The organism is Actinomadura sp. 6N118, from assembly GCF_044326415.1.
Lineage (GTDB): Bacteria > Actinomycetota > Actinomycetes > Streptosporangiales > Streptosporangiaceae > Spirillospora.
This window is the reverse complement of sequence record NZ_JBIRAZ010000010.1, coordinates 64,524-87,113: the sequence shown is the minus strand read 5'-3', so window position 1 is coordinate 87,113 and position 22,590 is coordinate 64,524. Positions and strand designations below refer to the sequence as shown.

Here is a 22,590-nt window from a genome sequence, read left to right as displayed (position 1 = left end):
CGGCCAGGCTGGCTACCCGCCCCTGCGCCGGCTCTGATCAACCCAACCGAGGAGAAACAATGATCGGCCGCATCCTGCCCGCCGCAGTGCGGGCCGCCTACGCCCGTGAGATGAACGCCGCCCGCCATGCCGCCGACCCCGCCGCCCGCTGGCAGCACCTGGAACGGGCCGATATCCTCTCCCAGCCCTGGCCATGGCCGCACACCCGCAACCACCTCGCCATGCTCGCTCTGGCCGTTACCCAGCGAGACCGGCGCGAGGTGCTCGGCCAGGTGGTGCGGATCATCGTGGCTGCGCCCGGCTCGGCGCTGGGCCGCTACCCCGAGGGCAACACCGGCCGCGCCAGTGTCGGGCTGACCCAGCCCATGCCCGTGCCCGAGGACCTGGCCGCGCTATGGGGACGATGAGCCGGCCTGCCAGTCAGGCGCCGAAGCAGCGATCGGGGAGGCGGCAGCCAGTGAGCGGATACCGGTCATGGGCGGTGGCGGTCCAGTTGCGGCCCGGTCGGCTGACCTTCGCCGGCCAGCTCGGGTCGGCCCACACGCACGCGCACGCCGCTGTGCAGTTGCTGCTGGTCACCTCCGGCGAGGTCCTGCTCGCTGATGACGGCGGATCTGAGCTGCCGGTTCAGGCGGCGGTGATCCCTGCTGGTGCCGCGCATGCCGTGCGCGCTGACCAAGCCCGAGGCGTGATGGTCTACCTCGATGCGGCCGGTCGCCAGGCCCGCGGGTTGACCGCCCGGTTGGCGCAGGTGACCGAGCATGCCACCGGCGTTGGGAACTCTCACGCTTGTGTCGCCGCCTGGCAGGCTGCTGCCCGGCCTGCCTTGGCGGTCCTGACCACCCTGACCGTTGACATCACCACCGATCTCACGGCGGGTCTTGAGGCGAGCGGTGGGGTTGTCGCCGCGCTGACCGGGCAAGGCGATCCCGTGGCGCCGCCCCAGGGCGGTGGCCTGCACACCGCGTTGGCGATGCTCCCCGAGCTGGTCGCCACCGGTGAGCCGATCCGGCTGGAGGCGGTTGCTGCCCAGGTGGGGTTGTCGGCCAGCCGGCTGCGTCACCTGTTCACCGAACAACTCGGGCTACCGTTCACTGCCTGCGTGCGATGGGCCCGGCTCCAGGCCGCCATGCACACCGTCCGCGACGGCGGCACTCTCACCGCCGCAGCGCACGCCGCAGGGTTCGCCGACAGCGCCCACCTGACCCGGGTCTTCCACGCCATGTTCGGCCTGGCCCCTTCAACCGCGATCCGCCACCTCACCTGGCATATGCCGGAGTCGGCGGAGCCCACGACCTGACGGTCCAGCAATCCCCAAGGTGCAGAGTGTGGAGTCGTACTGGTCCTCGGGCCGCCCCACCGCGATGCGCTCGGCGGACGGGCGGATCGGGCTGGTGCGGGCGGCAGACGATGAAGAAGCGGCCGAGACACTCGCCGCGCACATCACCACCCAGATCGTGCCCCGCGCCACCACGGCGCACCCGGGGCCGGGCGCGGTGAAGATATCGGTGGCCGGTCCGGCCCAGCTGGGTCGCGAAGTCGACGCCCAAGCCGGGGCCGACCTGACCCGCGCCGAACTGCTCACCTCCCCGATGGCCTTGCTGATCTTGCTGCTGGTGTTCGGCTCGGCGGTGGCCGTCGCGCTGTCGCTGTCGTCGTTGCTGGTGTTCCCCGGCTACTTTCTGCGCTCGCCGTTGTTCTAGGCGCCCTGGCCACCTCAGGCATCACCTATCTGAGAATGCTCGGTGCCGGGCTTGCACTGGCTGTTCTCGCCGACGCCTTCGTCGTCCGGGCACTCCTCGTCCCTGCCCTCATGCGCCTGGCAGGCCAGGCCAACTGGTGGGCACCCGCCCCCTTGCGCCGACTGCACCGGCGACTCGGAATCCGCCATTAGCCGCAACGTCTGGCCGATGACCTCCGGGCTACCTACCGCCCCGCACCCTCGGGCGGCTGCCCCGGCGCCCTCACTAGCCCGAGCAGCAGTCCAGCGGTGCGGCAGTCCAGCGGTGCGGCAGCCCGGCGGTCGGCTCGAACGGCGCAAGTCAGCCCTTTCGTCCAAGCCCGGGGCCGTCCCTTTCAACCAGGTTGGACACATGATCAAACCCTTGGTGCGATACGGCTACGTGCCGTTCATGCTGCTCGGGATCAACGGTGTCGCCATCGCGCTCACCACCAGCGGTGCCGCTGCTGGAGCCGGTAAGGCGTGGCTCTTGGTCTTGCTGGCGGTCGCGGTGGCCTGCTCGTTCGCCGCTGAACGTGTCCTGCCGTATCAGGCCGTCTGGAACAGCGCGCTGGACGACGACCGGCGCGACGTCGCTCATGCGGTGGTGAACGAGACGCTCATGCTGGGGAGCGTCGCGGCGCTACCACTGCTGGCCGCCCTCGTACCCGGTGATGGGGTATGGCCGGGCGGATGGCCGTTCGTACTGCAGGTGCTGGTCGCGATGCTGGTGGCCAATGCCGGGCTCACCTTGGTCCACTACGCCAGCCACAAGATCGGCTGGCTTTGGCGGCTGCACGCCGTCCACCACAGCGTCAAGCGCTGCTACGGCTTCAACGGGTTGATGAAGCATCCGGTGCACCAAAGCCTGGAGACCGCCGCCGGTATCACGCCGCTGCTGCTGCTAGGTCTGCCCTTGGACGTTGCAACCGTGCTCGCGCTGGCGGTCGCAGTGCAGTTGCTCCTGCAACACTCCAACGTCGACTACCGCATCGGCCCGCTCAAGCACGTCCTGGCCCTCAACGAAGGCCACCGCTTCCACCACCTCAAATGGGCCGGTATCGGCGACGTCAACTTCGGCGTGTTCACGCTCATCTGGGACCACGCCCTGCGCACCTACTCCTACGACCCGGCTCGCCGCTTCACCACAACCGACCTGGGAATGGCCGCCAAGCCCAACTACCCCGACGCCTACATGGCCCAGCTCACCGAACCCTTCCGTGCGTCGGGCGCGTGCTCTACCTCCGCAGTCCCCGACAATCCCGCGAAACCCGAACTGGCCGGACAGCCATGACCTCATTCCATGACCACCCGAAGGCAACCGTCCTGGGCCGAGTGGCGAGACAGTGGCGCTACCCCGTCAAAAGCATGGCCGGCGAAACTCTGGATCTGGCATACCTAGAGTTCGGCGGAATTCTGGGCGATCGGGCCTGGGCATTGCGTGACCAGGTACGCGGCGGCATCGCTGACGCCCGCAAACTGCCAGCGCCACTCGGCCAGATGACCAAGTCAGCCCCCGCGCCCGTGACCTCCTACGCACCGTGCACACCCAAGCCGGACACAACGCACGCGTCGTACGTCCCGGCATCGTCCGGCCAGGCGACACCATCACATTCGACCGGCGGGCCAACATATGAGCGGGGCCTAACGGCCACGCCCGGCGACGGCCAAGGTCTGTTGCCAGGCCTCGCCAACGAGTACGGCCATCGGTTAACGAGGACGGCCATCGGTTAAGGCCGACGCTTCAGATCAGCTCAGGTAGCGCGTCACGATGTAGACGATCTGTCCAGTCAGGGCGGTGTGGTCACTGCCGGGTATGTGGCCGATGAAGCGGTGGATGAGCGATTCGATGATGGCGACGACGTAGCGTGCGGCGGCGTCGGGGTCCGGTACCTGCACGCCAGGGTCCTCACGCAGGAGCTTGGCAACAAGCGTCACGGCCTCTTGCTCGGCCTGATGGAACTGGGCCAGCAGCTCGGGTGGTCGCGGGGCCTGCTCGAACAGCACCTGGTGCAGGCGCGGATTGTCGACATGCAGGTCGACCAGGGCCCCGGTGACGGCCGGCAGCCACTGTTCCAGGGACTGGGGCTGGGTGAGGTGGGTGCGGATGGCCTGGATTGTGTCGTCAAGGTGGGCCTGGGCGAGCGTGACCAGGATGGCGTCCTTGTTGGGGAAGTACTGGTACAGAGAGCCGATCGACAGACCGGCCTGCTCGGCGATCCGGTCGGTGGTCCCCGAGGCGTAGCCGTGTTCGGCGAAAACGTGAGCCGCCGCAGCCAGGATCCGTGCACGCGTGCGCCAGGCGCGCTGCTGTCTGGGTGTCTTCCTGGGCTGATGGGCTGACCTGGGAGGGGGCAATCCCGGGGCTCCTGACGCGAGTACAAAAAACGAGGATTTCCTCATATTCTAGCGAGGTCTTGAGTAAACCCCTAGGAGGTATGTCATGGCCAGGTCGCTCGCATCGCACGCCGTACGCCAGGAGGCCGCGCCGCCGGTCCTGATCGACAGCACCGTGCTGTTCCTGCTGCCGTTCGTGGTGTACGTGCTGCACACGCTGGAAGAGCTGCCGGGGTTCGCCGCGTGGGCCACCCGGCACTTCGGGCCGGAGAGCACCGGCATGTTCGCGGCCTACCACATCCCGCTGATGCTGCTGGTCCTGCTGTGCTCGTGGCAGGCTCGCCGGGCGCGCCGGCATGGCGGCTGGGTGGTGATGGCCACCGCCTTCCAGTGGCAGTTCGCCGTGAACGCCGTGTTCCATCTGACCAGTTGGATCATCCTCGGTGACTATGCGCCTGGTGCCGTCACCGGGGCCGTGGTGTCTCTGCCGGCGACGGCCCTGTACTTGTCCTGGATCTGCCGCGAGGCGCGGGCCACCACCCGCGAGATCGGGCTCGCGCTGGCGCTGGGCACATTGATCGCCGCCCTGGCCATCGGATTCCTCTTCCTGTGACCTGAGCCGCTGAGACAGGCGCGGCCGAGGACGTACGCCGGTGCCGTGCGGCCTTGGGCGAGAGCCGTGAGCGTCACCGTGGTTGGCAGGACTGCGGGAAGATGGTGGTGTGCTGGTGCGAATCGAGGCGTCGGATCTGCCGGGGCGAGACTGTGGTCGAGCGCCGGGTTTCCCCGGCTACCGCAATATTCACGTCGGTGTCCAGCGGCGGGAGCGCCCGAGCGAGATCCTGGACCTGAGCCCAGGCGATGCTCGTTCGGCGGTGTGGGAGCTGGAGGTGACCGCGACGCCGAAGGAGACCGGCTGGGATCTTCGCGGGCCCTATGTTCAGGGACGGCCGGGTGGCCGGTTCGTGTACTTGGCGTGGGGCACCGTGGACGATGCCGGGGTGTTCTTGATGTTCCGGCGCGCCAAGGTGTGGTTCGACGGAATCGAGCCCGGCGTGCTGGATGCCGCGGTGGCGAGTGGGGTGTTGGTGGCTCGGCTGGGTTTGACCGACGGCCGGGGCCATCCGTTGTGTGCGTCGGTCCGTCCGCCGCTCATCGAATGGTCGGCCTCGGCGTAAGACCGCCCTGACGAGGTGGCCAGGATGCTGCCCACCTGGTCGCCGACGCAGTCGGCGGGGTCGATGGCGGTGGCGCGTTGTTTGCCTACGACGTCTGTTACCACCAGGCCTGCGACGACCTCAGGAACATCAACGACACGGCGTTGAATGGGCGCCTGTCTGCCCAACGCCCCTGCGTTGGCTGGACCAGAAGACACCATGAATGGTCGGGGTGGTTGAACCCCAATGTCGTTTGCGGCGATCAGAGGTTGAGGTGCGGAGTATGCCAGTTGGCCTAGCTCTCCTAGTCGGGTTGATTGCCGGTGCCTTGGCGGGCTCGACATGGGGGTACTTCGGGAGCGGTGGATATGAGGCGGCGGACAGCGCGATCGGGACAGGAATTATGGGGGCCTTCGTAGGATTCGTGATCGGCCCGACCGGGCCTAGAAGACTGAAATGTGGTTGTGGTCCATGTGGTTCTGGGTGATGCTGCCGCGGTTCGACATGGTCTTCCAGCCGGGGCTGCGCATGTCGTAGATCCGCTGGCGCCAGATGACGTACTTGATGCCGAGCCGGTCGGCGTGCTTGATCGCGTATGCGGCGACCTGGTCGCCGTGGGCCATGCGGGCGGCGGAGGGCATGTTGCCGGCGCTGCTTTCCATGAAGTCGCAGGCCCGTCCGCTTCCGTGGTCCTGTGGGTCTCCTGGCCGGGTGCAGCCGATGGTGATGAACGGGCCGAGTTCGGCCTCGATCTCGTCGCGGACCTTGACCATGCGCGATGTCATTCCGCCGTTGCCGACCATCGGTGACTCGGGCTTGTACTTCTTCAGGAGCTTCTTCACCTGCTCCTTCCGCTGCGAGGTCTCTTTGATGTCGCCTTCGAGCTTCTTGATCTTGGTCTGGGCCTCGGTGCGGGCCTGGTCCTGGCGAGTGACCAGGGATTGGATCTGCTTGACCCGGGCGGCCTGGTTCTGTGTGACGTGACTGGCCAGCGTGGCACTGTCGAGCAGGTTGCTCGGGTCTTCCTCGCCCAGCACCTGCACGGAGGGATCCATGCCGTTGTTCATATATTGAGAGGCGGCCATTTCGGCGACGAGCGCTCGGGCGCGGTTCAGATCCGCCCGGAGGTCTCGGACCTTCTCCAGTGCGTTCTTCGCGTCGAGGCGGGCGTCCCGGAGCTGCTCGAGGTTGCCGCCGTAGGACTTCTCCAGCGACTTGATCTCCTTGGTCAACTTCTCGACCTTGGACGATCCGTCAGGATCTGCGACCTGGGGCGCTGCCGCCGACGTGGTGGTGCCCAGCGTCAGTGACAGGAGGCCCGCGGTCGCGGCGAGCGCGATGGCGCGCCGCCGCCCCTTGGAAGGGCGGTCAGTGGTGGAGTGAGGGGTCTCCACATGTCTCCTCTCTTTGATCGCGCACGGGTCGGCTAGGGACCGGAGTGACCTCGTCGGATCTGTTCTACGACGTGGCGTAGGAGGTTAGCGGCGGATCGTGCCAGGTGGTAATCGGCGGGGATGTCTGGTCAGGTGCGGGCGTCTGCCGGTGGAGGAGTGGGGCCTGCGGGCTTTGTCAGCGCAGGGCGCTGCCTTGCTTCCACGAGTTCCAGGACAGCTGCCAGAACGACCAGCCGTTGTTCCACTCCAACTTGCGCCGGGAGCCGGTGATGTCCACGACGTCGCCGGGCTGGGCGGTCCGGTAGAACCAGAGCGCGTCCTTGGGTGGTTGGCGCACGCAGCCGTGGCTGCAATTGGCCTTACCGAGGCAGTGGTACTCGCCCGCGCTCTGGTGGAGATACTCGCCGCTGTTGGAGATCCGGACGGCATAGTTGATCAACAGGTCGTAGTAGCCGGGGTCACCCTTCTTGCGGCCAGGCGAGATCATCCGGACAGGATTGCCCTTCTCCATCGTCAGGTGCACACCGCTGGTGGTGGTGTACTCCAGCGTGCTGCCGTTGCCCGCGCTGATCGGAACCTTGCGGACCGTCTTGCCGTCGACGCTGACGGTCATCCGGTACTTCTTCAGGTTGATCTTGGTGATCCGGACGGCGCCGATCTCGAACGTGCGGGTGAGGTCCTGCACGCCGTAGACGTCCTTGGCCGCCCGTACACCGGCCAGGTGCGCGGTGACGGTGACCTTCTGGTGCGCGGGCCAGTAGGACTTGGTCCGGTAGATCACCTGCTGGTCGCCGACCCACCGCCAGGCGCCCTCGACCGGCTTCTCCGCCTTGACCTCCAGTGCCTTCTCCACCTGGTCCTTGTTGAAGACCGGCCGGTCGAAGTTGAGGATGATCGGGGTGCCGACGCCGTACTTCTTTCCCTTGTTGCCGTCCAGGATCCAGTCCAGCGATGCGGCCGTCGTCTGTGCGGGCTTAAGCGTCTTGAAGTTGCTGCCGGTCTGGGTCGGCTTGCCCGCGGGGTTCTTGGCCGTTGCGGCCACCGTGTACGAGGTGGCGGGGGCGAGTGCCCATTTCGACCGCCATTCGGTCCGTTCGGCGTTGAAGGCGCCGGGGATATCCTTGGCGCCCGCCTTCACGCTCACCGTGTCGAGCTTGCCGTTGGACGCCTTGACGACGACGCCGCGGTCGGGGCGTGCCTTGCCGGTCCCGTCAGAGGGTGTGATCTCTACCTGGGCGTCCGACGGGTTGCCCTTCGCGCCGCGATCGTCGGCGGATGACGAGCCCGGTGAGCCCGACTGGCACGCCGTGGTCAGGAGCAACGAACAGGTGAGCAGGCCTCCGGCCGCCCAGGTTGGAACTCCACTGATCCTGTGAATGGCGCGCAAGCTGACCTACCTCGGGGGAGGGCCGATCGTGAACGGCGACGACGTCCCGCCGGTGGGCATGCTGTGTGCGTGGTCGGGCAGCGTGAAACGCCGCCTCTCGCCGTCTAGCCCCCGGCGTCACTTTCTACGCAGTGTAGAAGTATCTTGAGGGTAGGTCGAGCGGAAACCAGCCGAATCGATCACGATGCCCGCGCTTCACCTACGATGCCCGGGCTTCACCGATCTTCCCCGTGCCCCTCAGTTCCGGTTGGTCCTGGGGGACTGGAGCTGGCCGCCGAGCTTGGTGCGCAGGGGGGTGGGCAGCTGGGGGCTGGACACGACGATCCATCGAGTCCCGACCAGGTACGTGCCGCCGTACATCTTCGAGTACTCCAACCACTCCTGCTGGCCTTTGGCCGTGTCGAACGTGTTGATCACATACTTGCCCGCCGTTGTCGCGCAGATCGCCTGCCTGTAGTCGGCGGCCTTACCGCCGCGAGGCTGGGGCACACATCCCATCCTGGCCGCGAGCTGCTCGATACTGGCCGCCGCTGCCGGCCCGGCACCGGCTGCTGCGGCTTGCCCTGACGCCTTGGACGGAGCGGAACCAGTGGCTTCCGGTGCCTTGCCGCCGCAGCTTGTTGCGAGCGGCAGAGCCATGCACACAGCCAGCACGGTGACTGCCTTGCAGAGTTTCATCGGCCTACCTCACGTCAGCGTCTCGACCTGCCAAGCCGCCATCTTCTACGGCTTGTCGAACATCGGTACGCAGCGCTTTCCGCCAAGGTTCAGCCGCCCTGCTACCGCAGCACGCTCTGGAGGCTCGCCAGTGGTGCGCCCTAGGCCGGCGGTGCGCCGCGATCGCGGAGCATCTGCTGCATCGCCTCGATCTCGGCGCGCTGGCCGTTGACGATGCTGCCGGCCAGGCTGCGGACCTCTGCCGGCTGGTCACCGAGCATGGGTAGACGAGTTCGGCGATGGGCAGCAGGCCCTTGAGGTACGAGCCCGCCTGGGTGAGCTCCGCCGTTGTGGCGTCCTCTGGCAACGACGTCGCTTCGAGCGCGCCGCCGAGCCGCAGGACTGCGGCGAGGGCGAGCACGGTCACCGCGACGGCCCCGATCCACAGGCTCCGAACGCTGAACGCGGTGCGGTCAGGTCGCTCGGCTCCTGGTCAACTTGCACGGTGCCGGCCTCGCCGGAACGCCACGGCGGCGGCGGCCACCACCGCCGCACCCACAGCGCCGAGCAAGATCAGACCCCACGACAAGCCCGAGGACGACTGCTCGCCTGGACGTTGGGCCTGCGTCGGAGTGGCCGCGGAGCCCGCAGGTCCGGAGGCAGCCGATGCCTGCGGCGCGACGCTGCCCGCGGGGCTGGGGCCCGGCTTGAACGTGAACTCTCGCGCCCCGCTGATCACATGTCCGTCGACCGACACGGTCCGGTACGCCACCTGATAGGTCCCTGGCTTCGTCAGCGGCATCAGCCCCTGGCGAACGACTTCTCTGCCGACCAGGGCACTGCCTGAGTCGGTACGTGCACCGCCCGGGCCGGTCACCCTGATGACGGTGAACCGGCTGTTCACGGGCTGGTTGAAGGTGAGCACCACTTGGTTCGGTGAGGCAGTCTGGACGGACTTGTGCTCCGGGGTGATGCTCTTGAGCTCTGCGTGCGCGTCGGCCGAGGTTGCTACGAGCGGCACTGTCACGGCGGCGGCGAGAACGGCGACCAGCGCCTTCAACATCACGCGCAGCCTGAGGCGCGCTGCGGTTGTGCGCAGGCGGCGGCCAGGTTGGGGAGGCCCGAGTGCGGCGGGGTGATGGATCACAGCTTGCCTCCGGGTGCCGGGTGGCGTCTTCGGGGCGTCCTATCCGGGGTTGTGGGCGAATACGTCTGCTGTACGGAGATCACCGGTTCGGCGTTCGGTGGGTCGGTAGCCTATTTCTACGTACCGTAGAAGTCGGCTCGGGCACAGCGTAGGGCAGACCGGAGGCTGGTCGAGGTCCTTGGCCGGGCGAACGGGAATGCCCCACGATCATGCGGCTAGTGTTCGATGAATCCATGGGGATGGTGAAGGCGGTGAGACATGCGGCTCGGTGAACTCGAACGCGCGGTGATGAACGAGCTGTGGGCTCGGCCGGAGGGTGCGCTGGCCAGCGATCTGGTGAGCGTTCTGCCGTCCGGGCCGGCGCACACGACAGTGCTCACCATCCTGGACCGGCTCGTCCGCAAAGGGTTGGTGACGCGAGTCAAGGAAGGCCGTGCGCACCGCTACAGCGCGCTGCAGACCAAGGACGTTCATGTCGCCGAGGTGATGCACGAGGCCTTCGCCGGGGCGCGGGATCGGGAGTCGGCGCTCAGCCACTTCGTCGATTCGGTCAGTGCCGACGATGTGGCCGCTCTGCGCCGGGTGCTCAATGCGCTCGACGACCCAGGCGCAGGCGCCGGTGGTGACGGCGCCGCCGGGGAGCGGCGGTCAAAGTGATCTTGAAGCCGCTGCTGGTGGCCGTGTGCTTCTTCGGTCTGGCGGTCGTGCTGCTCGGGCCCGTTCCGTCCATGCTGTCGAAGGCCGGCTGGGCCGAACGCAGCCCCAGGGCGGCCCTGGTGCTCTGGCAGGCGATCACCTCGACCGCCGGGCTGTCCATGGTGATCGCCGCGCTGGCACTGGCGGTCGCCCCGCTCGCGGTCACCTTCCGCCATGGGCTGCACGTCTTTCTGACACAGACGCTGGCGGGACGGCCGCTGGACGGTCTCGGGGCAAGCCAGGTAGCGGCGTTGAGCTGGGCCATGGCCATCGTGGGATGGCTGCTCGCGCTCTTGGCGCGGACGACCATGCAGAACGCCCGGCTGCGACGTAAACACCGTGCGCGGGTCGACCTGGTGGCCGAACGGTCCGGGCGACACCAAGGTGTCCAGGTCATCGATCATCCTGCCGCCGCCGCGTACTGCCTGCCCGGCGTGCGTGCCCGCGTAGTGATCACCTCGGGGCTGATCCGCCTGCTCGACGAACGTGAGCTGGTCGCCGTGCTCGACCACGAACGGGCCCACGCCCGTGGCAGGCATCACCTGATACTGCTGCCCTTCGACGTGCTCGCCACCGCGGTCCCGCGCTTGCCCGCCGTGAGGCTCGCCCGCCAGTGTGCGGCCCGCCTGGTGGAAATGCTGGCCGACGACCACGCGCGCCGCCGCAACGGCGGCCCCGTCGTCGCGCTCGCACTCCTGCGGCTCGCAGCCAGCCGGGCCGAATCGGGGCCGCTACCGCAAGGGGCACTGGGCGCGGCCGATCACGCCGTGGTCGCGCGGGTGCGCCGCCTCACCGAGCCGGTGACACCGGTCCCGGCCTGGCAGCGCGTGCTCACCTATCTCGGCGCATTCGGCCTCGTGGCGATCCCGATGACGCTGCTCGTTCCCTGCCTGACCTGACTGTCAGCCGCGGATCGCCCCCGCTCAGGCCTGCAGCGCTTCAGACCGTCGGCTGGCCGATCCCATTGGTGCAGTGTGCGCCGGGCTCGGGCGCCTTGGGGCTCTGCCCCAACCCACGCCTGAGCACCAGGTCGCGCATTGCCCTGATCAATAGCACCGGTTCTCCCACTGGGTGGGCAGAACCGGTGCTTCCGAGATTTTGAACGTGGGTGGGTTCGCCCTGATCGCTGTCTCCACCGGTGATCTCGCCGATGGCCTCGCCGGGGATTCCAGCGATTTTCTCGCGGATGCGGACCCGGGCGCCGACCTCGATACCGCGGTCGTCGAGGTGCTCAAGGGTGTCATGTTCGGGATTGGAGGCGACCCACCAGCCGTCGAGGTCGAGGAACGGGCGGATCACCTGCTTGAGTCTGTCGACGACGCCAGGCCGGGTTTTCAGCTTGAGGGCCGGGTTGCTTGCACGAAGGTGACCCGGCCGAACCTGTGGTCGGTGTGTGCGACCTCTCGGGCGTCGCTGAACCCGGCCTGGGCCAGCAGCGCGACGATGCCGTCGCCGTGGTTGCGGGCCACGACCGGGCTGTGCGCCACCCGGGAACGTATGAGGCGGGGCAGGTGCCGCAGGGCGTGGATCAGGCCGTGGCCGTGCGTGGGGTGGCCGGTGTCCTCGACGTTGGACGCCGGGCCGCCGAAGTCGACGACGGTGACCCTGCCTCCCGGCCGAAGGGCACGCAGCGCGTCGTGCGCGAACGCGTTCCGGCCGTCGTCATCGATGTGGTGCAGGGCCAATGAGGAGACCACATGGTCGAGCGAGGCGTCGAAGGCGGGGATCCGATCGGCATATCCCTGAACGAGGGTGAGAGCGACGCCGCGGCGGCGCGCCTTGCGCGCGGCCCTGCGCAGGGCGTCTGCGTCGGGGTCCAGGCCGGTCACCCGCGCGCCCGGCTGGGCCTCGAGCACGGCGAACGACAGGTTGCCCGTGCCGCAGCCGATGTCGGCCACCGCCTGGCCGGGCTCAATGCCGGCGAGCTCGACGGCACGTTCGTGCAGTGCGCGGACACCGGCCACCCGGGTGAAGGCGTCGTAGAACGGCAGGAGCCAGGTCTTGCCCGCGCCCGGCAGGAACGGACGGTCCCGCTCCTGCGGGGTTCGCTGGTCGAGGATGCGTACGCGGGTCGAAGATGCCATGGGTGCCCCCTGTGCACTCGGTGGCGGGTCTGCCTTGGTGGCCCGTGACAGACCTGGTGTCATCACCTCGAGTCTTGGACATTTTGCGGTGGCCGAGCAGGACATAGCTTGGAAACCATGGGACATTCTTCGGTCGATGGCTCGCCGGGCTCACCGACCGTGCTGCGCACGGTACGGCTCGACGGGACGCCGGTCTACCGCTACCAGCAGCGCCCCGGCCTGCCGCCGGTCTCGGTGATCCGCTTCGACACCGAAGCCGCCCACGCCGGCCTCCCGCCCAACCACCGGCACGCCCACGACTTCCTCGTCCTGGTCTACGTCGAGGAAGGCACGGGCTCGTTCACCATCGACGGCGCCGAACGGCCGCTACGCGCCGGCGAGGTCCACGCCGTGTCGCCCGGGCAGGTCATCGGTGTCGCGACCGTCGCCGAGCTCGCCCGCAGCCGCGCATGGTCGGTCGCGTTCACACCAGACGCCGTCCCCGCCCTGGCTTCGGTCTCCCCACTGACCTGGACGCACCATCCCCTACTGGCCCTATTCGCCTCCAGCGCCGGGCACGGTCGGGTCGCCGAACCCGACCAGGCGAACTGGTCGGCGTGGCTGGCGGACCTGGCAGAAGAACTCGCCGACCCAGGCCGTCTGGGGGCCCGCGAGGCCGTCACCGCACTGCTCACCCGGCTCCTGGTCGCGGCCGCGCGACTGGCACCCGCCGCTCCGGGCATGCCGGACCCACTCGTCGAGCGGGTCTTCGCCGAGATCGAGGCCAGGTTCCGCGAACCGGTCTCCGCCGCGGATATCGCCCGCACGCTCGGCTACACCCCCGGACACCTCACCACCGTGCTCCGCCGACGCACCGGCCGCCCCTGCTCGAATGGATCACCGAACGGCGCATGACCGAGGTCCGCCGACTGCTGCGCGAAACCGACCTACCGCTCGACGCCGTGGCCGCCCGAACCGGTCTGCGCGACGCCACCTATCTCGTCCGCCGCTTCCGCGACCGCTACGACATCACCCCGCAGCGATGGCGCCGCACCCAACGAGCACGGCCATGACAACTCCAAGGCAGGAAGCCTGCGCTGGCACTCTCTTCGAACGGACTTGCAGCGGCAACAGGATTCGGCTCGCCGAGCGGTGTGCTCTGGGGTATGCGGATCGACCGCCCGGACCTATGACGACGGCGGGCTCGTGGACGTCAACCACGTTCCCGCCCAGGTACTGGTGGCCGCGCTGACGGAGCTGCCTCCCACGCTCACCTCCGTCTCGCCGAGCACGGCGTCTTCCTCCCCTGAATCCCCTGGATGGCGCGCCCAGTGGCCTGTCGCGGCACATGCCGCTCGCTCCGGGTCAGGCCTTGAGGAAGGCGGCGGCCAGGTCAGCCGGTCGGGTGAACTGGGCCTCGTGGCTGCCAGGGTGTTCGATGACGGGCGTATCGGGGCCGAGGCGCTGCGGGAAGCGAGGGGTCCATCCGAGTTCGCCGGGCGGCAGGGCCAGGTCGTCGGGGCTCACCACGTAGGTGGTGGGTATGCCGAGCGCCGCCGGATCGATCGGCGTGACGGTCTCGGTGAAGTAGCGCAGCGGCTGGGGTACGAGGAGGCTGTGGATCAGGCGCTGCACGCTCTCGTCAGCGTCCTGCATGAACGCGCCGCAGAACACCTCGAAGGGGAAGATGATGCTGTTGTTCCTCGACGCCGCGGCGACCTGGGTGAACATCTCGGCGTAGTGCGGCGGGACCTCCCCCATCAGGGGCGTGTCCTCGGCGGGAACGAACGCGGCCCAGTAGATGAGCTTGCGCAGCCGGGGGGCCAGGCGTGGCACGGCACCGGTGAGCGGGTAGCCGCCCCAGCTGTGCCCGACCAGGGTGACGTCCCGAAGGTCGTGGCGCTCGACGAAGTCGACGATGAAGTCGCTGACGTCTGCCAGGCTGTACCGCTCCGGGTCGTCGCCGTCGGAGAGCCCGGGCAGATCCGGGGCGAGGACGCGGTGGCCTTCCGCGCGCAGATGCTCGGCCACCAGGCGCCATGTCCATCCACTGTGGCAGGCCCCGGAGATGAGGACGAAAGTCTCTGCCATGATCCCTCCCTAGCGAACGCCGCCGGTTGGAACGGCGGTCGATGCCTGAATATGATTCATATGAAAGACGGCCGTCAAGAGTTTGACCCAAATCATCGGGTCGGGAGGCGTGCGTGAAGCCGCGGTCACTGGTGTTCGATCTGTTCGGTGATTACCTGCGCTACCGCAGTGGGGCGGTCCGGCTGCGGAGCCTGATCGCGCTGATGGACTGCTTCGACGTTCCCGAGGCGACGGTGCGGGTCGTGGCCGCCCGAATGCGCAAGGAGGGTTGGCTGGACGGCCGCCGCGAGGGCCGGGAGACCGCCTACGCCCTGACCGGCGACGCCTGGCGGCTGCTCGACGAAGGCCGGTCACGGATCTTCACCCGCGAGCCCGGGCCATGGGACGGGCAGTGGCACATGGTCATCTACTCGGTGCCCGAGGCCGAACGGGCGCTGCGCGAGCAGCTTCGCAAGCGGCTGTCGTGGCTTGGGTTCGGCCTGCTGTCGGCGTCGACCTGGATCAGCCCGCACAACCGTGTCACGCAGATTCGCGAGGAGTTCGCCGAGCATTCCGCCATACGCATCGACGTGCTTCATGCCACGTCGGAGGGTGCCGAGGCGGACCGGGACATGGCGGCCCGGTCATGGGACCTGGTCGGTCTGAACAAGGACTACGGCGAACTGCTCGACCGCTACCGGCCCCGGCTCGCCGCCTACCGCGCCGGCGAGGTCCGCGGGCGCGAGGCGCTCATCGAGCGGATGCGGCTGATCCATGACTATCGGCTGTTCCCGTTCCGGGATCCTGACCTGCCGCCCGAACTGCTGCCCGAGGGCTGGACCGGCCGGGCCGCCCACGAGGTCTTCTTGCAAGCTCATGGCCTGCTGCGCAGCGATGCCGAGTCGTACGTCGACCGGCTCATCGAATGATGATGCATGTCAGTTATCCAACGACCGCCATCAAAATGGCACTTGCCGCACGGTGGCAACTAGTGGGAGGAGCGCCCGTCCGCAGATGGCGACAAGCGCTACCCCGGCGCTGGGCACAAGCAAAGACCACACTCGTGGGGAACCTTTCCTCAAGGCCTTCGGCGGGGTCTTCCCGCGCAGCGGCTACACGCTCATAGAGCCATCCAGAGATCTCGAATGTGCAAGAGCACGGCAGAACGAGTCTCGAGCCGGAACGTCTGGTGTCCACGATGGCGCGTTGATGCCGCCGGGCAGGGACGGCTTCGGGCGGTCAGACAGCGGTGAGGTGACCAAGGATTTCTCCTCCGCCCCGGGGCGAATCCACGAGTTTCTCCCCCTGCCCCGCATGGCTACATGGCTAGGCGAAGGAGTTGCTCGCCGCTCGGGTTCTGCTGGTGGTCTACGCCGACCGTGGCGGTCAGCAGGTGGTTGGACCTGCGCGGCCGTAGCGAATGCGTCGCGTAAGCTCCACGCATTGGCCACGGCGTCATACGGCACGGGTCCCCGCCGGGATTGCCGACGCGGGTCTGGGCCGTCATGAGCCGGCCGTAGGCCGCAGGGTCGAGGTCTGCGGGTGCTCGGGAGGGATGGACTGGCTCCGGAACCAGTCACCAGTTGGCGACGAGGGAGTCCACGGCGGCAAGACGCGCCGCCGCGTACGGATCAGCGCGTACGAACGCGCCTCCAAGCAGGCTGATCGAGTATCTGGGTCCCAGGACGACCGTGTCGGTGACGCCACCCCGTCCGACGACGTTCCGCACCGTCTCGCCCGACCCCCAGACCACGCGCCGGTCGAACGCGCCGTCCGCCAGCAACACGTCCTCCACCCGCCGGTCACCTCCGCGCCAGTACGCCAGCGTCGTGTGCCGGGCCAGCGGGTGCTCGGCTCCGACGGCGCGCAGCGCGCCACCGAGCGCCGCGACCAGCGCGGCCGCCTCCGCGGCCGGCTTCACCACACAGGCCCCCTCGACGCCCACGCCCACAGCAGCGACACGACGGGGACCACCGGCGCATTGCCGGCGGTCAGGTGCAACTGCCGGGTCGGCACGGCGCGGACGGCGGGCGGCGGCGCGGGCGGCCCAGGGAGTTCGCCGTCACGGGAGGCGAGGCGCTCCGTCAGGCCGCGCACCGCCCGTACGGGCTGTTCCGGCCAGTCGTCGAGATACCGCCGCCCGACCGTGCCCGGCAGGCCGAGCTCACTATCGATCATTCGCCCCACCGCCTCCCCGTCGAACAGGCCGGCGAGCTGTGCCTGGAACGCCTGATGCGCGCGATCGGCGACCTGCGAGGTGGAGGCCAGGAGCGCCCCCGTCGCCGCAGCCTCCTCAGCCCGCCCGCGCAGCGCCTCGCCCACCGCCGACACGAACGCCATCACCTCCGCCGTGGACAGTCCCATCAGCTCGCGGACGGCGGCGGGATCGGGCTCCAGCAGCGACCGCGGGTCGGGCGCTGCCAGCACCAGGACCTGTGCCTGGCCGGTGACCGTGAGGCTGTCACGGTCGATGACCGGCCTTGTGATCACGTAGCAACCGTCGTCGGTGGGACCGTGCACCTCGGCGCCGCTGCCGTCAGTCCAGCGTCCCCCGCCAGTGATCGCGCGGTGGATGTCGGCAGGGCCCGGCCAAGGTGGCATCTCGGACCGGCCCCGCAGGATGATGGGCAGCCGCACGACCTGGGCGCCGGCGACCGTCCTGGCGTCCCGCACCGGCCGCCGCCCCGCATCCACGCACGGGCGCGTCAGCCGCCCGTACGATCGGGCCGGCCAGTGCCTGCCCGGGCAGGCCACAGGGGCACGGGTCGATATACAGCCGGGCGGCACCCCGAACGCCTCCGCCAGACGCGGCCGGGGCACCGCGCCCGCGGGAGTCCCGTAGACGACGACCGGCATGCCCACTTCAGCCGAACGCCTCAAGAAGGCGACGGCGGAGTCGAGGCCGTCGGCCGCGCCCGCCTGGAGACGGTGGACGCGCGCGGCGCCAGCCGCCAGACCGGCGGCGCCGGATTGGATCCCCAGACCCATGCCCGGCGCCACCAGCAGGAGACAGTCATACCGGCCGGGCTCCGGCGCCAGGCCATTCTCACCCCGGCGGACGCGCGCAGCCCAAGAAGCGTGAACTCGTCGCGCGGGACGATGGACGGGGCCCCGCCCGTCCCGCTGGAGAAGGTGACGTAGACCCCTGCCGCCGCCGCAGCGAGGCCCGCCATTCCCCGAGATCGCGCCCGGTGACCTGGTCCTCGTCGAGGGAGCCGGCGAAAACGGACCCCAGCCACCGGGTCAGCCCAGGCAGATCGTTCACAGGTAGCGCCGGATCGTAACTCTTGAACACGTCATCGGACATGATCAGGCGTCTGATCTCGGCCATGGTGGCCTCGGGCCCGGAGTCGCCGGCGAAGGCGGCATAGACCGGAACATGCCGCAGGTACCTGCGATGATTGACCGCCAGCGCCGCCGCACGTGCACGGGCGACCGCTGCTGTGTCGACGCGAAGGCCCATCGACCAGAGCCGTGCGTAGATCAGCAGGGCGCGCTGGTGGGGGAATTCTCCAAGCCCGGTCATCACCCGATCGTCACCCGCGCCGCCAAGCATGGCCACCCTTACCGCCGCTGGGGGGCCTGAACCGGCCACTGCCCTGCACGACGAAGGGCTCCTGCGTGCCGTCCTCGGCCGATTCGTGGCCGATCGAGACCGCTCGCTCGCGGCCGCTCCGCCGAGGCCGACCTCTCAGGCTGACGCGGCGTCAGACGTCGATATGGTGAAGCAGGACGTCATGGACGAGCGTGCCGAGGCTTTCCGATCCTGTTTTTGCTTTGATCCTCGCACGGTGGACGTCGACGGTTTTGACGCTGGTGCCGAGGCTGCGTGCGATGAGCTGGCTGGGCAGTCCGTTGATGACATGCCGGAGCACCTCGCGCTCCCGCCGGGTCAGCGTTTCGAGGCGCCGGAGGACGTCTCGGCGGCGGGTGTGCTCGGCGAACCGACGGCCCGCCTCCAGAAGTTGCTCCTGCACGAGTTCGAGCATCCGCTGTGGCTGGTAGGGCTTCTCCAGGAAGTCGACGGCTCCATGCCGCAGCGCTCGAACCGACATCGGGATATCGCCGTGGGCCGAGCAGAAGACGACAGGTGCCGGGTAGTCGAGTTCGAGCAGCCGCTCCTGCAACTGGAAGCCGCTCATCCCGGGCATCCGGACGTCGACGATGACGACCGCCGGCTCATCCAGGTCGAACTCCGCGAGGAACGAGGCCGCATCAGGGTAGGTGAGCGCCTGGATGCCCACGCTCTCGAAGAGAAAGGCGAGCGACCTGCGAAGATCGCTGTCGTCGTCGACGATGTGGACGATCGGGGCGGGAGCAGACCCTTCCGGCGATGCCATGAACCCTGCCTTACCGTCGTCCGGGCGCGTGGCTATCCCGTCCATCGCCTGCGGCGCCTCATCCGCCGACGGCGGCCAGGAATGACAGGACCGCTTCTGCCACTTCGGTGGGCTTGTGCTCCATCAGCGGAATCGTGCCGCCCTCGATCTCGCGGACCGCCACGGTGTCGGCGTTGACGTAGACCTTGGACACCCTCTCGGCGTAGGGGTAGGAGACCGGGTCCGCCGTGGCCGCGATGACCAGCACGGGAGCGGTGACCAGACCGACACGGTTCTCCATGACGTAGCGGGCACAGGCCAGGTGGCCTTCTCGCGGATCCACCCCCGGAGCGAGGGCGTCCCGAACGAAACGGTCGAGGAGACCGGGACGGCCGGACGGGTAGAGCGGAGCGCGCTTGGCCCATAGCGCGGAGAGATGACCGCCATCGTCCCGCTTCTCGGCGGTGTCGACCTCCGTGGAGGCCGCATGCTCGCGGAAGTCCGCGTCGGCGTACTCACCGGAGGACAGGATCGCGGCGGTGACCCGGTCAGGGGCGGCCGCGGCGACTTCGGACGCGACGAACATGCCCGTGTGATGTCCGAGGACGGCGAACCTGGTCAGGCCCAGTGCGTCGGCGAGAGCGAGCACGCCGGACGCGTAATGCTCGATGGTCTGCGGCGCGGGCGGCTTCGCGGACAGCCCGAAGCCGTACATGTCCATCGCGACCGCCCTGCGCTCGGCGGCCAGCAGCGGTTGCACTTCCGCGAACTCGTCGAGCGAGCGCGGGGTCTGGTGCAGCAGGATGATCGGCTCGCCGGCTCCGGCCTCGGCGTAGTGCAACTGCCCGAGCGACGTGTCGGCGTATCCATAGCGGACGGTGATGTCGGACACGAGCCTCCTTGAACGGAATGAAAGCGGCGTCAGTGTCCGGCTCCGGCACCGGCCCGGGCAACGGGCCGGACCGCTCAGCGAACCACGATCATCCACGGACGCCCGCGGACGCCTAGCCTCGGAGCGGCCAAAGGGTTGTGAATGGCGATCATCATCGGGGAAGGGAGAATGATGGGGGGAGACGCCACCATCGCCGCGTTGACCAGGCGGATCGAGGTACTGGAAGCCGAGGCGGACATTCGCCGGGTCCAGGCGCGCTACATGTTCCTGTGCGACACGCCGTGCCCGGAGTTCGGCGTCCGAGACGACGCCCACCGCATTGATTTGATCATGGAACTCTACACCGAGGACGCCGTCTGGGAGGGTGTGGGGGAGTCCTACGAAGGCCAGTTCGGCCGGGCCGAGGGGAGCGCCGCGATCCGTGCGCACTTCGAGAGCTTCTGGGGTGAGAAGCAGGACCCGGCGCTGCTTCTCAACGCGCACTATCTGACGTCCGAGCAGATTCATGTGGACGGCGACGAGGCCGCCGGCCAATGGATCCACATGCAGCCGTGGCTGTTCTCCGACGGCAGGTCGCTGCTGCGCTCGAGCCGGCTCAACAACGCCTTCCGCAAGACCGGCGGCACCTGGAAGATCACCCGGACCCGTACCGAGAATGTCTTCGTCACCCCGCTGCCGGACAACTTCGCCGAGAGCTACCCGTCGGCGTCGGTGCTGATGCTGCAGTAAGTCTGCTGAGCCCCGGCGAGCCGGGGCTCAGCAGCTCGCCGCATCTCGGCGCGGGCCGGCCGCGGCCAGGGACCTGCGCCGCCGTTCAGGTGCGCGCAGGGGCGAGCACCATGTCGAAGCGCACCTTCGACCAGGTGCCGTCGATCCGCCGCCCGTCAGGCGTGGGCGTCCCGGCCGGCTGCTGCTCGAAGTCCTTGACCAGCGACTCCTTCACCCCGAAGACGGTGTCGGAGTCGAGCAGCTCGTCGCCGCGGACGAAGATATGGGTGACGAGGGTACGGCAGCCTGGGTAGCTGACCATGAAGTGCAAGTGGGAGGCCCGCATCGGGGAGCGGCCGACGGCCGCGAGCAACCGGCCGACGGGGCCGTCGTGCGGGATCGGGTAGGGAGTGGGGGTGACGCCCCAGAAGGCGTAGCGTCCCTGGTCGTCGGTATGGAGGTGGCCCCGGGCGGCGGTTCGGCCGTCGTCGTACTGGACGTCGTAGCGGCCCTCATCGTCGGCCTCCCAGACCTCGATGAGCGCTCCCGCGAGCGGCTTGCCGTCGATGTCGCTCACGGTGCCCTCCACCCAGCACGGCTCACCGGCCGCACCGCCCGAGATGTCCCCGCCGATCGGTACCTCCGGGGAGCCTTCGACGAAGAACGGCCCGAAGACGGTCGCCTCGGTCGCGTCGCCGTCGGCCTCGTTGTTGACCGCGATGGTCTGCATCGAGACGCCCAGTACGTCGGAGAGCAGGATGAACTCCTGCCGCCTGTCGTCGGTGATGTGGCCGCACCCGGTGAGGAAGCCGATCGCCTTGCCCCATTCCTGCTCGGTCAGCCGGACCTCCCGGATGTAGTCGTGCACGTGGTGGACCAGGCCGACCATGAGCTCGGCCAGCCGCGGGTCGGGGCAGGCGTCGAAGGAGCGCACAACACGCTCGAGGAGTTGTTCCTCACGGGCCTGCTGCTCGGCACTGACGGTCATCGGGGCAGGTCTCCTTCCCATGCCGCACGAAGCAGTGCGGTGAGGGTGTCTTCGGTGACGGGGGCGGGGTTGCCGAGGGGGACGGCGGCCAGGACCGCCTTCGCCGCGGGGGCGATGCCGTCCTCGGGCATGCCGTGGTCGCGCAGCGCGACCGGCGCGTCCAGTTCGGCGCGCAGCGCGGCGAGTCCCTCGCCGGCCGAGGGCGCGTCGAAGGCGAGCGCGATCCGCCGTTCCGCCTCCGGCGCGGCCGGGCCGTTGAAGGCCAGCACGTGCGGTAGTACGACGGCGTGGGTCTGCGCGTGCGGCAGGTCGAACATCCCGCCCAGGACGTGGCAGATCTTGTGGTGCAGGCCGGAGCCGGCCGAGGCGAACGCCACCGCCGACAGATAGGCGCCGTACAGGGCCTGCTCCCGGCCCTCCAGTCCGGTCGGTTCGGCCTTCACCGCAAGCAGGCCCGCGCGGAGCGCCCGGATGCCCTCCCCGGCGAGCACGGCGTTGATCGGGTCTGCCCGCGGCGCCCACATCGAGTCGACACAGTGCGCGACGGCGTTGAGACCCGACGCCATGGACACCTCCGCCGGCAGCGTGAGCGTGAGCGAGGCGTCGTACACCACCGTCCGCGGGAGCACGCGGTCGTCGGTGCCGGTGGTCTTGCGATCGGCCTCGGTCATGCCCCACACATTGGTGGCCTCCGAGCCGGCGTACGTCGTGGGCACCGCGATGATCGGCAGCCCCGTGGTCAGCGCGACCGCCTTCGCCAGCCCGGTGGTGGAGCCGCCGCCCACCGGCACCAGCGCGTCCACGTCATGCGACGCGGCCGCCTCTCGCGCGCGGAAGGCGACCTCCACCGGCACATGCATCGCGACCTCGTGGTGCCACACCGCCACCGGCAGCCCCGCGGCGACCCGCTCGGCCACATCCTTCTCCGCCTCGGCCGCGATCACCATCACCCGGGACGCCCCGAGCTCCCCGACCTCCTCGGCCAGTTGCCGGGCCGCCTGCCCCGATGCGAACCGCACCCGTTGCGGCAGGGTGTCATGCAGGAATCTCATCAC

29 protein-coding genes are annotated in these 22,590 nt (G+C 68.9%); 14 read left to right on the top strand and 15 right to left on the bottom strand.

What is annotated here, in order from left to right; all coding sequences use genetic code 11:
* Positions 1 to 59: 59 nt before the first annotated feature.
* From ACH34W_RS25800 to ACH34W_RS25775, 6 genes are all read left to right on the top strand, one after another.
* Entirely contained in the window at positions 60 to 407 is a 348-nt protein-coding gene (locus tag ACH34W_RS25800; protein WP_395963616.1) for a DUF3703 domain-containing protein, read from the top strand.
* Positions 408 to 457: 50 nt separating this feature from the next.
* Positions 458 to 1,300, top strand: a complete 843-nt coding sequence (locus ACH34W_RS25795) for a helix-turn-helix domain-containing protein (RefSeq protein WP_395963615.1) — start codon at positions 458 to 460, stop codon at positions 1,298 to 1,300.
* Positions 1,301 to 1,328: 28 nt separating this feature from the next.
* Complete coding sequence (locus tag ACH34W_RS25790) at positions 1,329 to 1,703, top strand: MMPL family transporter (RefSeq protein ID WP_395963614.1); 375 nt, start codon at positions 1,329 to 1,331, stop codon at positions 1,701 to 1,703.
* A 35-nt stretch (positions 1,704 to 1,738) separates the two neighbouring features.
* On the top strand, positions 1,739 to 1,894 hold the full coding sequence (locus tag ACH34W_RS25785; protein ID WP_395963613.1) for an MMPL family transporter: 156 nt from the start codon (positions 1,739 to 1,741) through the stop codon (positions 1,892 to 1,894).
* Positions 1,895 to 2,093: 199 nt separating this feature from the next.
* Positions 2,094 to 3,014, top strand: coding sequence for a sterol desaturase family protein (locus ACH34W_RS25780; RefSeq protein ID WP_395963612.1), 921 nt, complete (start codon positions 2,094 to 2,096; stop codon positions 3,012 to 3,014).
* Positions 3,011 to 3,454, top strand: coding sequence for an MOSC N-terminal beta barrel domain-containing protein (locus tag ACH34W_RS25775; RefSeq protein ID WP_395963611.1), 444 nt, complete (start codon positions 3,011 to 3,013; stop codon positions 3,452 to 3,454). The genes ACH34W_RS25780 and ACH34W_RS25775 overlap by 4 nt, the downstream gene beginning before the upstream one ends.
* A 15-nt stretch (positions 3,455 to 3,469) precedes the next feature.
* Here the strand turns inward: ACH34W_RS25775 and ACH34W_RS25770 are convergent, their stop codons facing one another.
* The gene (locus tag ACH34W_RS25770) at positions 3,470 to 4,078 is read right to left on the bottom strand and encodes a TetR/AcrR family transcriptional regulator (RefSeq protein ID WP_395963610.1); all 609 of its coding nucleotides are present in this window, start codon (positions 4,076 to 4,078) and stop codon (positions 3,470 to 3,472) included.
* Between the two features lie 85 nt (positions 4,079 to 4,163).
* Between ACH34W_RS25770 and ACH34W_RS25765 the strand changes: the two genes are divergently transcribed.
* Together ACH34W_RS25765 and ACH34W_RS25760 are read left to right on the top strand one after the other, a co-directional pair.
* Complete coding sequence (locus tag ACH34W_RS25765; protein ID WP_395963609.1) at positions 4,164 to 4,670, top strand: HXXEE domain-containing protein; 507 nt, start codon at positions 4,164 to 4,166, stop codon at positions 4,668 to 4,670.
* Positions 4,671 to 4,779: 109 nt separating this feature from the next.
* Positions 4,780 to 5,235: a DUF5990 family protein gene (locus tag ACH34W_RS25760; protein ID WP_395963608.1), complete on the top strand. Its 456-nt coding sequence runs from the start codon at positions 4,780 to 4,782 to the stop codon at positions 5,233 to 5,235.
* A 422-nt stretch (positions 5,236 to 5,657) separates the two neighbouring features.
* Here ACH34W_RS25760 and ACH34W_RS25755 read toward each other — a convergent pair whose 3' ends face one another.
* The 4 genes from ACH34W_RS25755 to ACH34W_RS25740 all read right to left on the bottom strand — a co-directional run bounded on the left by ACH34W_RS25755 (position 5,658) and on the right by ACH34W_RS25740 (position 9,715).
* Positions 5,658 to 6,608, bottom strand: coding sequence for a coiled-coil domain-containing protein (locus ACH34W_RS25755; RefSeq protein WP_395963607.1), 951 nt, complete (start codon positions 6,606 to 6,608; stop codon positions 5,658 to 5,660).
* 175 nt (positions 6,609 to 6,783) lie between these two features.
* Positions 6,784 to 7,929: an Ig-like domain-containing protein gene (locus ACH34W_RS25750; protein ID WP_395963606.1), complete on the bottom strand. Its 1,146-nt coding sequence runs from the start codon at positions 7,927 to 7,929 to the stop codon at positions 6,784 to 6,786.
* A 303-nt stretch (positions 7,930 to 8,232) separates the two neighbouring features.
* The gene (locus tag ACH34W_RS25745) at positions 8,233 to 8,673 is read right to left on the bottom strand and encodes a hypothetical protein (protein ID WP_395963605.1); all 441 of its coding nucleotides are present in this window, start codon (positions 8,671 to 8,673) and stop codon (positions 8,233 to 8,235) included.
* 472 nt (positions 8,674 to 9,145) lie between these two features.
* On the bottom strand, positions 9,146 to 9,715 hold the full coding sequence (locus ACH34W_RS25740) for a copper resistance protein CopC (protein WP_395963604.1): 570 nt from the start codon (positions 9,713 to 9,715) through the stop codon (positions 9,146 to 9,148).
* 342 nt (positions 9,716 to 10,057) lie between these two features.
* Between ACH34W_RS25740 and ACH34W_RS25735 the strand changes: the two genes are divergently transcribed.
* Positions 10,058 to 10,456 carry a BlaI/MecI/CopY family transcriptional regulator gene (locus ACH34W_RS25735; RefSeq protein WP_395963603.1) on the top strand — a complete coding sequence of 133 codons (399 nt, stop codon included), beginning with the start codon at positions 10,058 to 10,060 and terminating at the stop codon, positions 10,454 to 10,456.
* Positions 10,453 to 11,394 carry a M56 family metallopeptidase gene (locus tag ACH34W_RS25730; RefSeq protein WP_395963602.1) on the top strand — a complete coding sequence of 314 codons (942 nt, stop codon included), beginning with the start codon at positions 10,453 to 10,455 and terminating at the stop codon, positions 11,392 to 11,394. The genes ACH34W_RS25735 and ACH34W_RS25730 overlap by 4 nt, the downstream gene beginning before the upstream one ends.
* 40 nt (positions 11,395 to 11,434) lie before the next feature.
* Here the strand turns inward: ACH34W_RS25730 and ACH34W_RS25725 are convergent, their stop codons facing one another.
* A complete protein-coding gene (locus ACH34W_RS25725) occupies positions 11,435 to 11,794 on the bottom strand; it encodes a hypothetical protein (protein WP_395963601.1) in 360 nt (119 codons plus the stop codon).
* Positions 11,795 to 11,829: 35 nt separating this feature from the next.
* Positions 11,830 to 12,579 carry a class I SAM-dependent methyltransferase gene (locus ACH34W_RS25720; protein ID WP_395963600.1) on the bottom strand — a complete coding sequence of 250 codons (750 nt, stop codon included), beginning with the start codon at positions 12,577 to 12,579 and terminating at the stop codon, positions 11,830 to 11,832.
* 117 nt (positions 12,580 to 12,696) lie between these two features.
* Here ACH34W_RS25720 and ACH34W_RS25715 point away from each other — a divergent pair, with 117 nt between their 5' ends.
* Together ACH34W_RS25715 and ACH34W_RS25710 are read left to right on the top strand one after the other, a co-directional pair.
* Complete coding sequence (locus ACH34W_RS25715) at positions 12,697 to 13,473, top strand: AraC family ligand binding domain-containing protein (protein WP_395963599.1); 777 nt, start codon at positions 12,697 to 12,699, stop codon at positions 13,471 to 13,473.
* Positions 13,470 to 13,631 (top strand): helix-turn-helix domain-containing protein, encoded by a 162-nt coding sequence (locus tag ACH34W_RS25710; protein ID WP_395963598.1) that lies wholly within the window; start codon positions 13,470 to 13,472, stop codon positions 13,629 to 13,631. Before ACH34W_RS25715 ends, ACH34W_RS25710 begins: the two co-directional genes overlap by 4 nt.
* Positions 13,632 to 13,923: 292 nt before the next feature.
* Here the strand turns inward: ACH34W_RS25710 and ACH34W_RS25705 are convergent, their stop codons facing one another.
* Complete coding sequence (locus ACH34W_RS25705) at positions 13,924 to 14,649, bottom strand: alpha/beta fold hydrolase (protein WP_395963597.1); 726 nt, start codon at positions 14,647 to 14,649, stop codon at positions 13,924 to 13,926.
* 113 nt (positions 14,650 to 14,762) lie between these two features.
* Between ACH34W_RS25705 and ACH34W_RS25700 the strand changes: the two genes are divergently transcribed.
* The gene (locus ACH34W_RS25700) at positions 14,763 to 15,557 is read left to right on the top strand and encodes a PaaX family transcriptional regulator C-terminal domain-containing protein (RefSeq protein WP_395963596.1); all 795 of its coding nucleotides are present in this window, start codon (positions 14,763 to 14,765) and stop codon (positions 15,555 to 15,557) included.
* Between the two features lie 647 nt (positions 15,558 to 16,204).
* On the opposite strand, the gene ACH34W_RS25695 is transcribed toward ACH34W_RS25700, so the two are convergent.
* The 5 genes from ACH34W_RS25695 to ACH34W_RS25675 all read right to left on the bottom strand — a co-directional run bounded on the left by ACH34W_RS25695 (position 16,205) and on the right by ACH34W_RS25675 (position 19,839).
* Positions 16,205 to 16,552 carry an acyl-CoA reductase gene (locus ACH34W_RS25695; RefSeq protein WP_395963595.1) on the bottom strand — a complete coding sequence of 116 codons (348 nt, stop codon included), beginning with the start codon at positions 16,550 to 16,552 and terminating at the stop codon, positions 16,205 to 16,207.
* Positions 16,546 to 17,616: a hypothetical protein gene (locus tag ACH34W_RS25690; protein WP_395963594.1), complete on the bottom strand. Its 1,071-nt coding sequence runs from the start codon at positions 17,614 to 17,616 to the stop codon at positions 16,546 to 16,548. Before ACH34W_RS25690 ends, ACH34W_RS25695 begins: the two co-directional genes overlap by 7 nt.
* Before the next feature lie 58 nt (positions 17,617 to 17,674).
* Positions 17,675 to 18,154: a hypothetical protein gene (locus tag ACH34W_RS25685; RefSeq protein ID WP_395963593.1), complete on the bottom strand. Its 480-nt coding sequence runs from the start codon at positions 18,152 to 18,154 to the stop codon at positions 17,675 to 17,677.
* A gap of 181 nt (positions 18,155 to 18,335) precedes the next feature.
* A complete protein-coding gene (locus ACH34W_RS25680; protein ID WP_395963592.1) occupies positions 18,336 to 18,968 on the bottom strand; it encodes a response regulator transcription factor in 633 nt (210 codons plus the stop codon).
* Between the two features lie 58 nt (positions 18,969 to 19,026).
* Positions 19,027 to 19,839 (bottom strand): alpha/beta fold hydrolase, encoded by an 813-nt coding sequence (locus ACH34W_RS25675; RefSeq protein WP_395963591.1) that lies wholly within the window; start codon positions 19,837 to 19,839, stop codon positions 19,027 to 19,029.
* Between the two features lie 141 nt (positions 19,840 to 19,980).
* Here ACH34W_RS25675 and ACH34W_RS25670 point away from each other — a divergent pair, with 141 nt between their 5' ends.
* Positions 19,981 to 20,568 carry a nuclear transport factor 2 family protein gene (locus ACH34W_RS25670; RefSeq protein ID WP_395963590.1) on the top strand — a complete coding sequence of 196 codons (588 nt, stop codon included), beginning with the start codon at positions 19,981 to 19,983 and terminating at the stop codon, positions 20,566 to 20,568.
* 85 nt (positions 20,569 to 20,653) lie between these two features.
* Here the strand turns inward: ACH34W_RS25670 and ACH34W_RS25665 are convergent, their stop codons facing one another.
* Both ACH34W_RS25665 and ACH34W_RS25660 read right to left on the bottom strand, forming a co-directional pair.
* Positions 20,654 to 21,535 carry an intradiol ring-cleavage dioxygenase gene (locus ACH34W_RS25665; protein WP_395963589.1) on the bottom strand — a complete coding sequence of 294 codons (882 nt, stop codon included), beginning with the start codon at positions 21,533 to 21,535 and terminating at the stop codon, positions 20,654 to 20,656.
* Entirely contained in the window at positions 21,532 to 22,587 is a 1,056-nt protein-coding gene (locus tag ACH34W_RS25660; protein WP_395963588.1) for a maleylacetate reductase, read from the bottom strand. The genes ACH34W_RS25665 and ACH34W_RS25660 overlap by 4 nt, the downstream gene beginning before the upstream one ends.
* Positions 22,588 to 22,590: the final 3 nt, after the last annotated feature.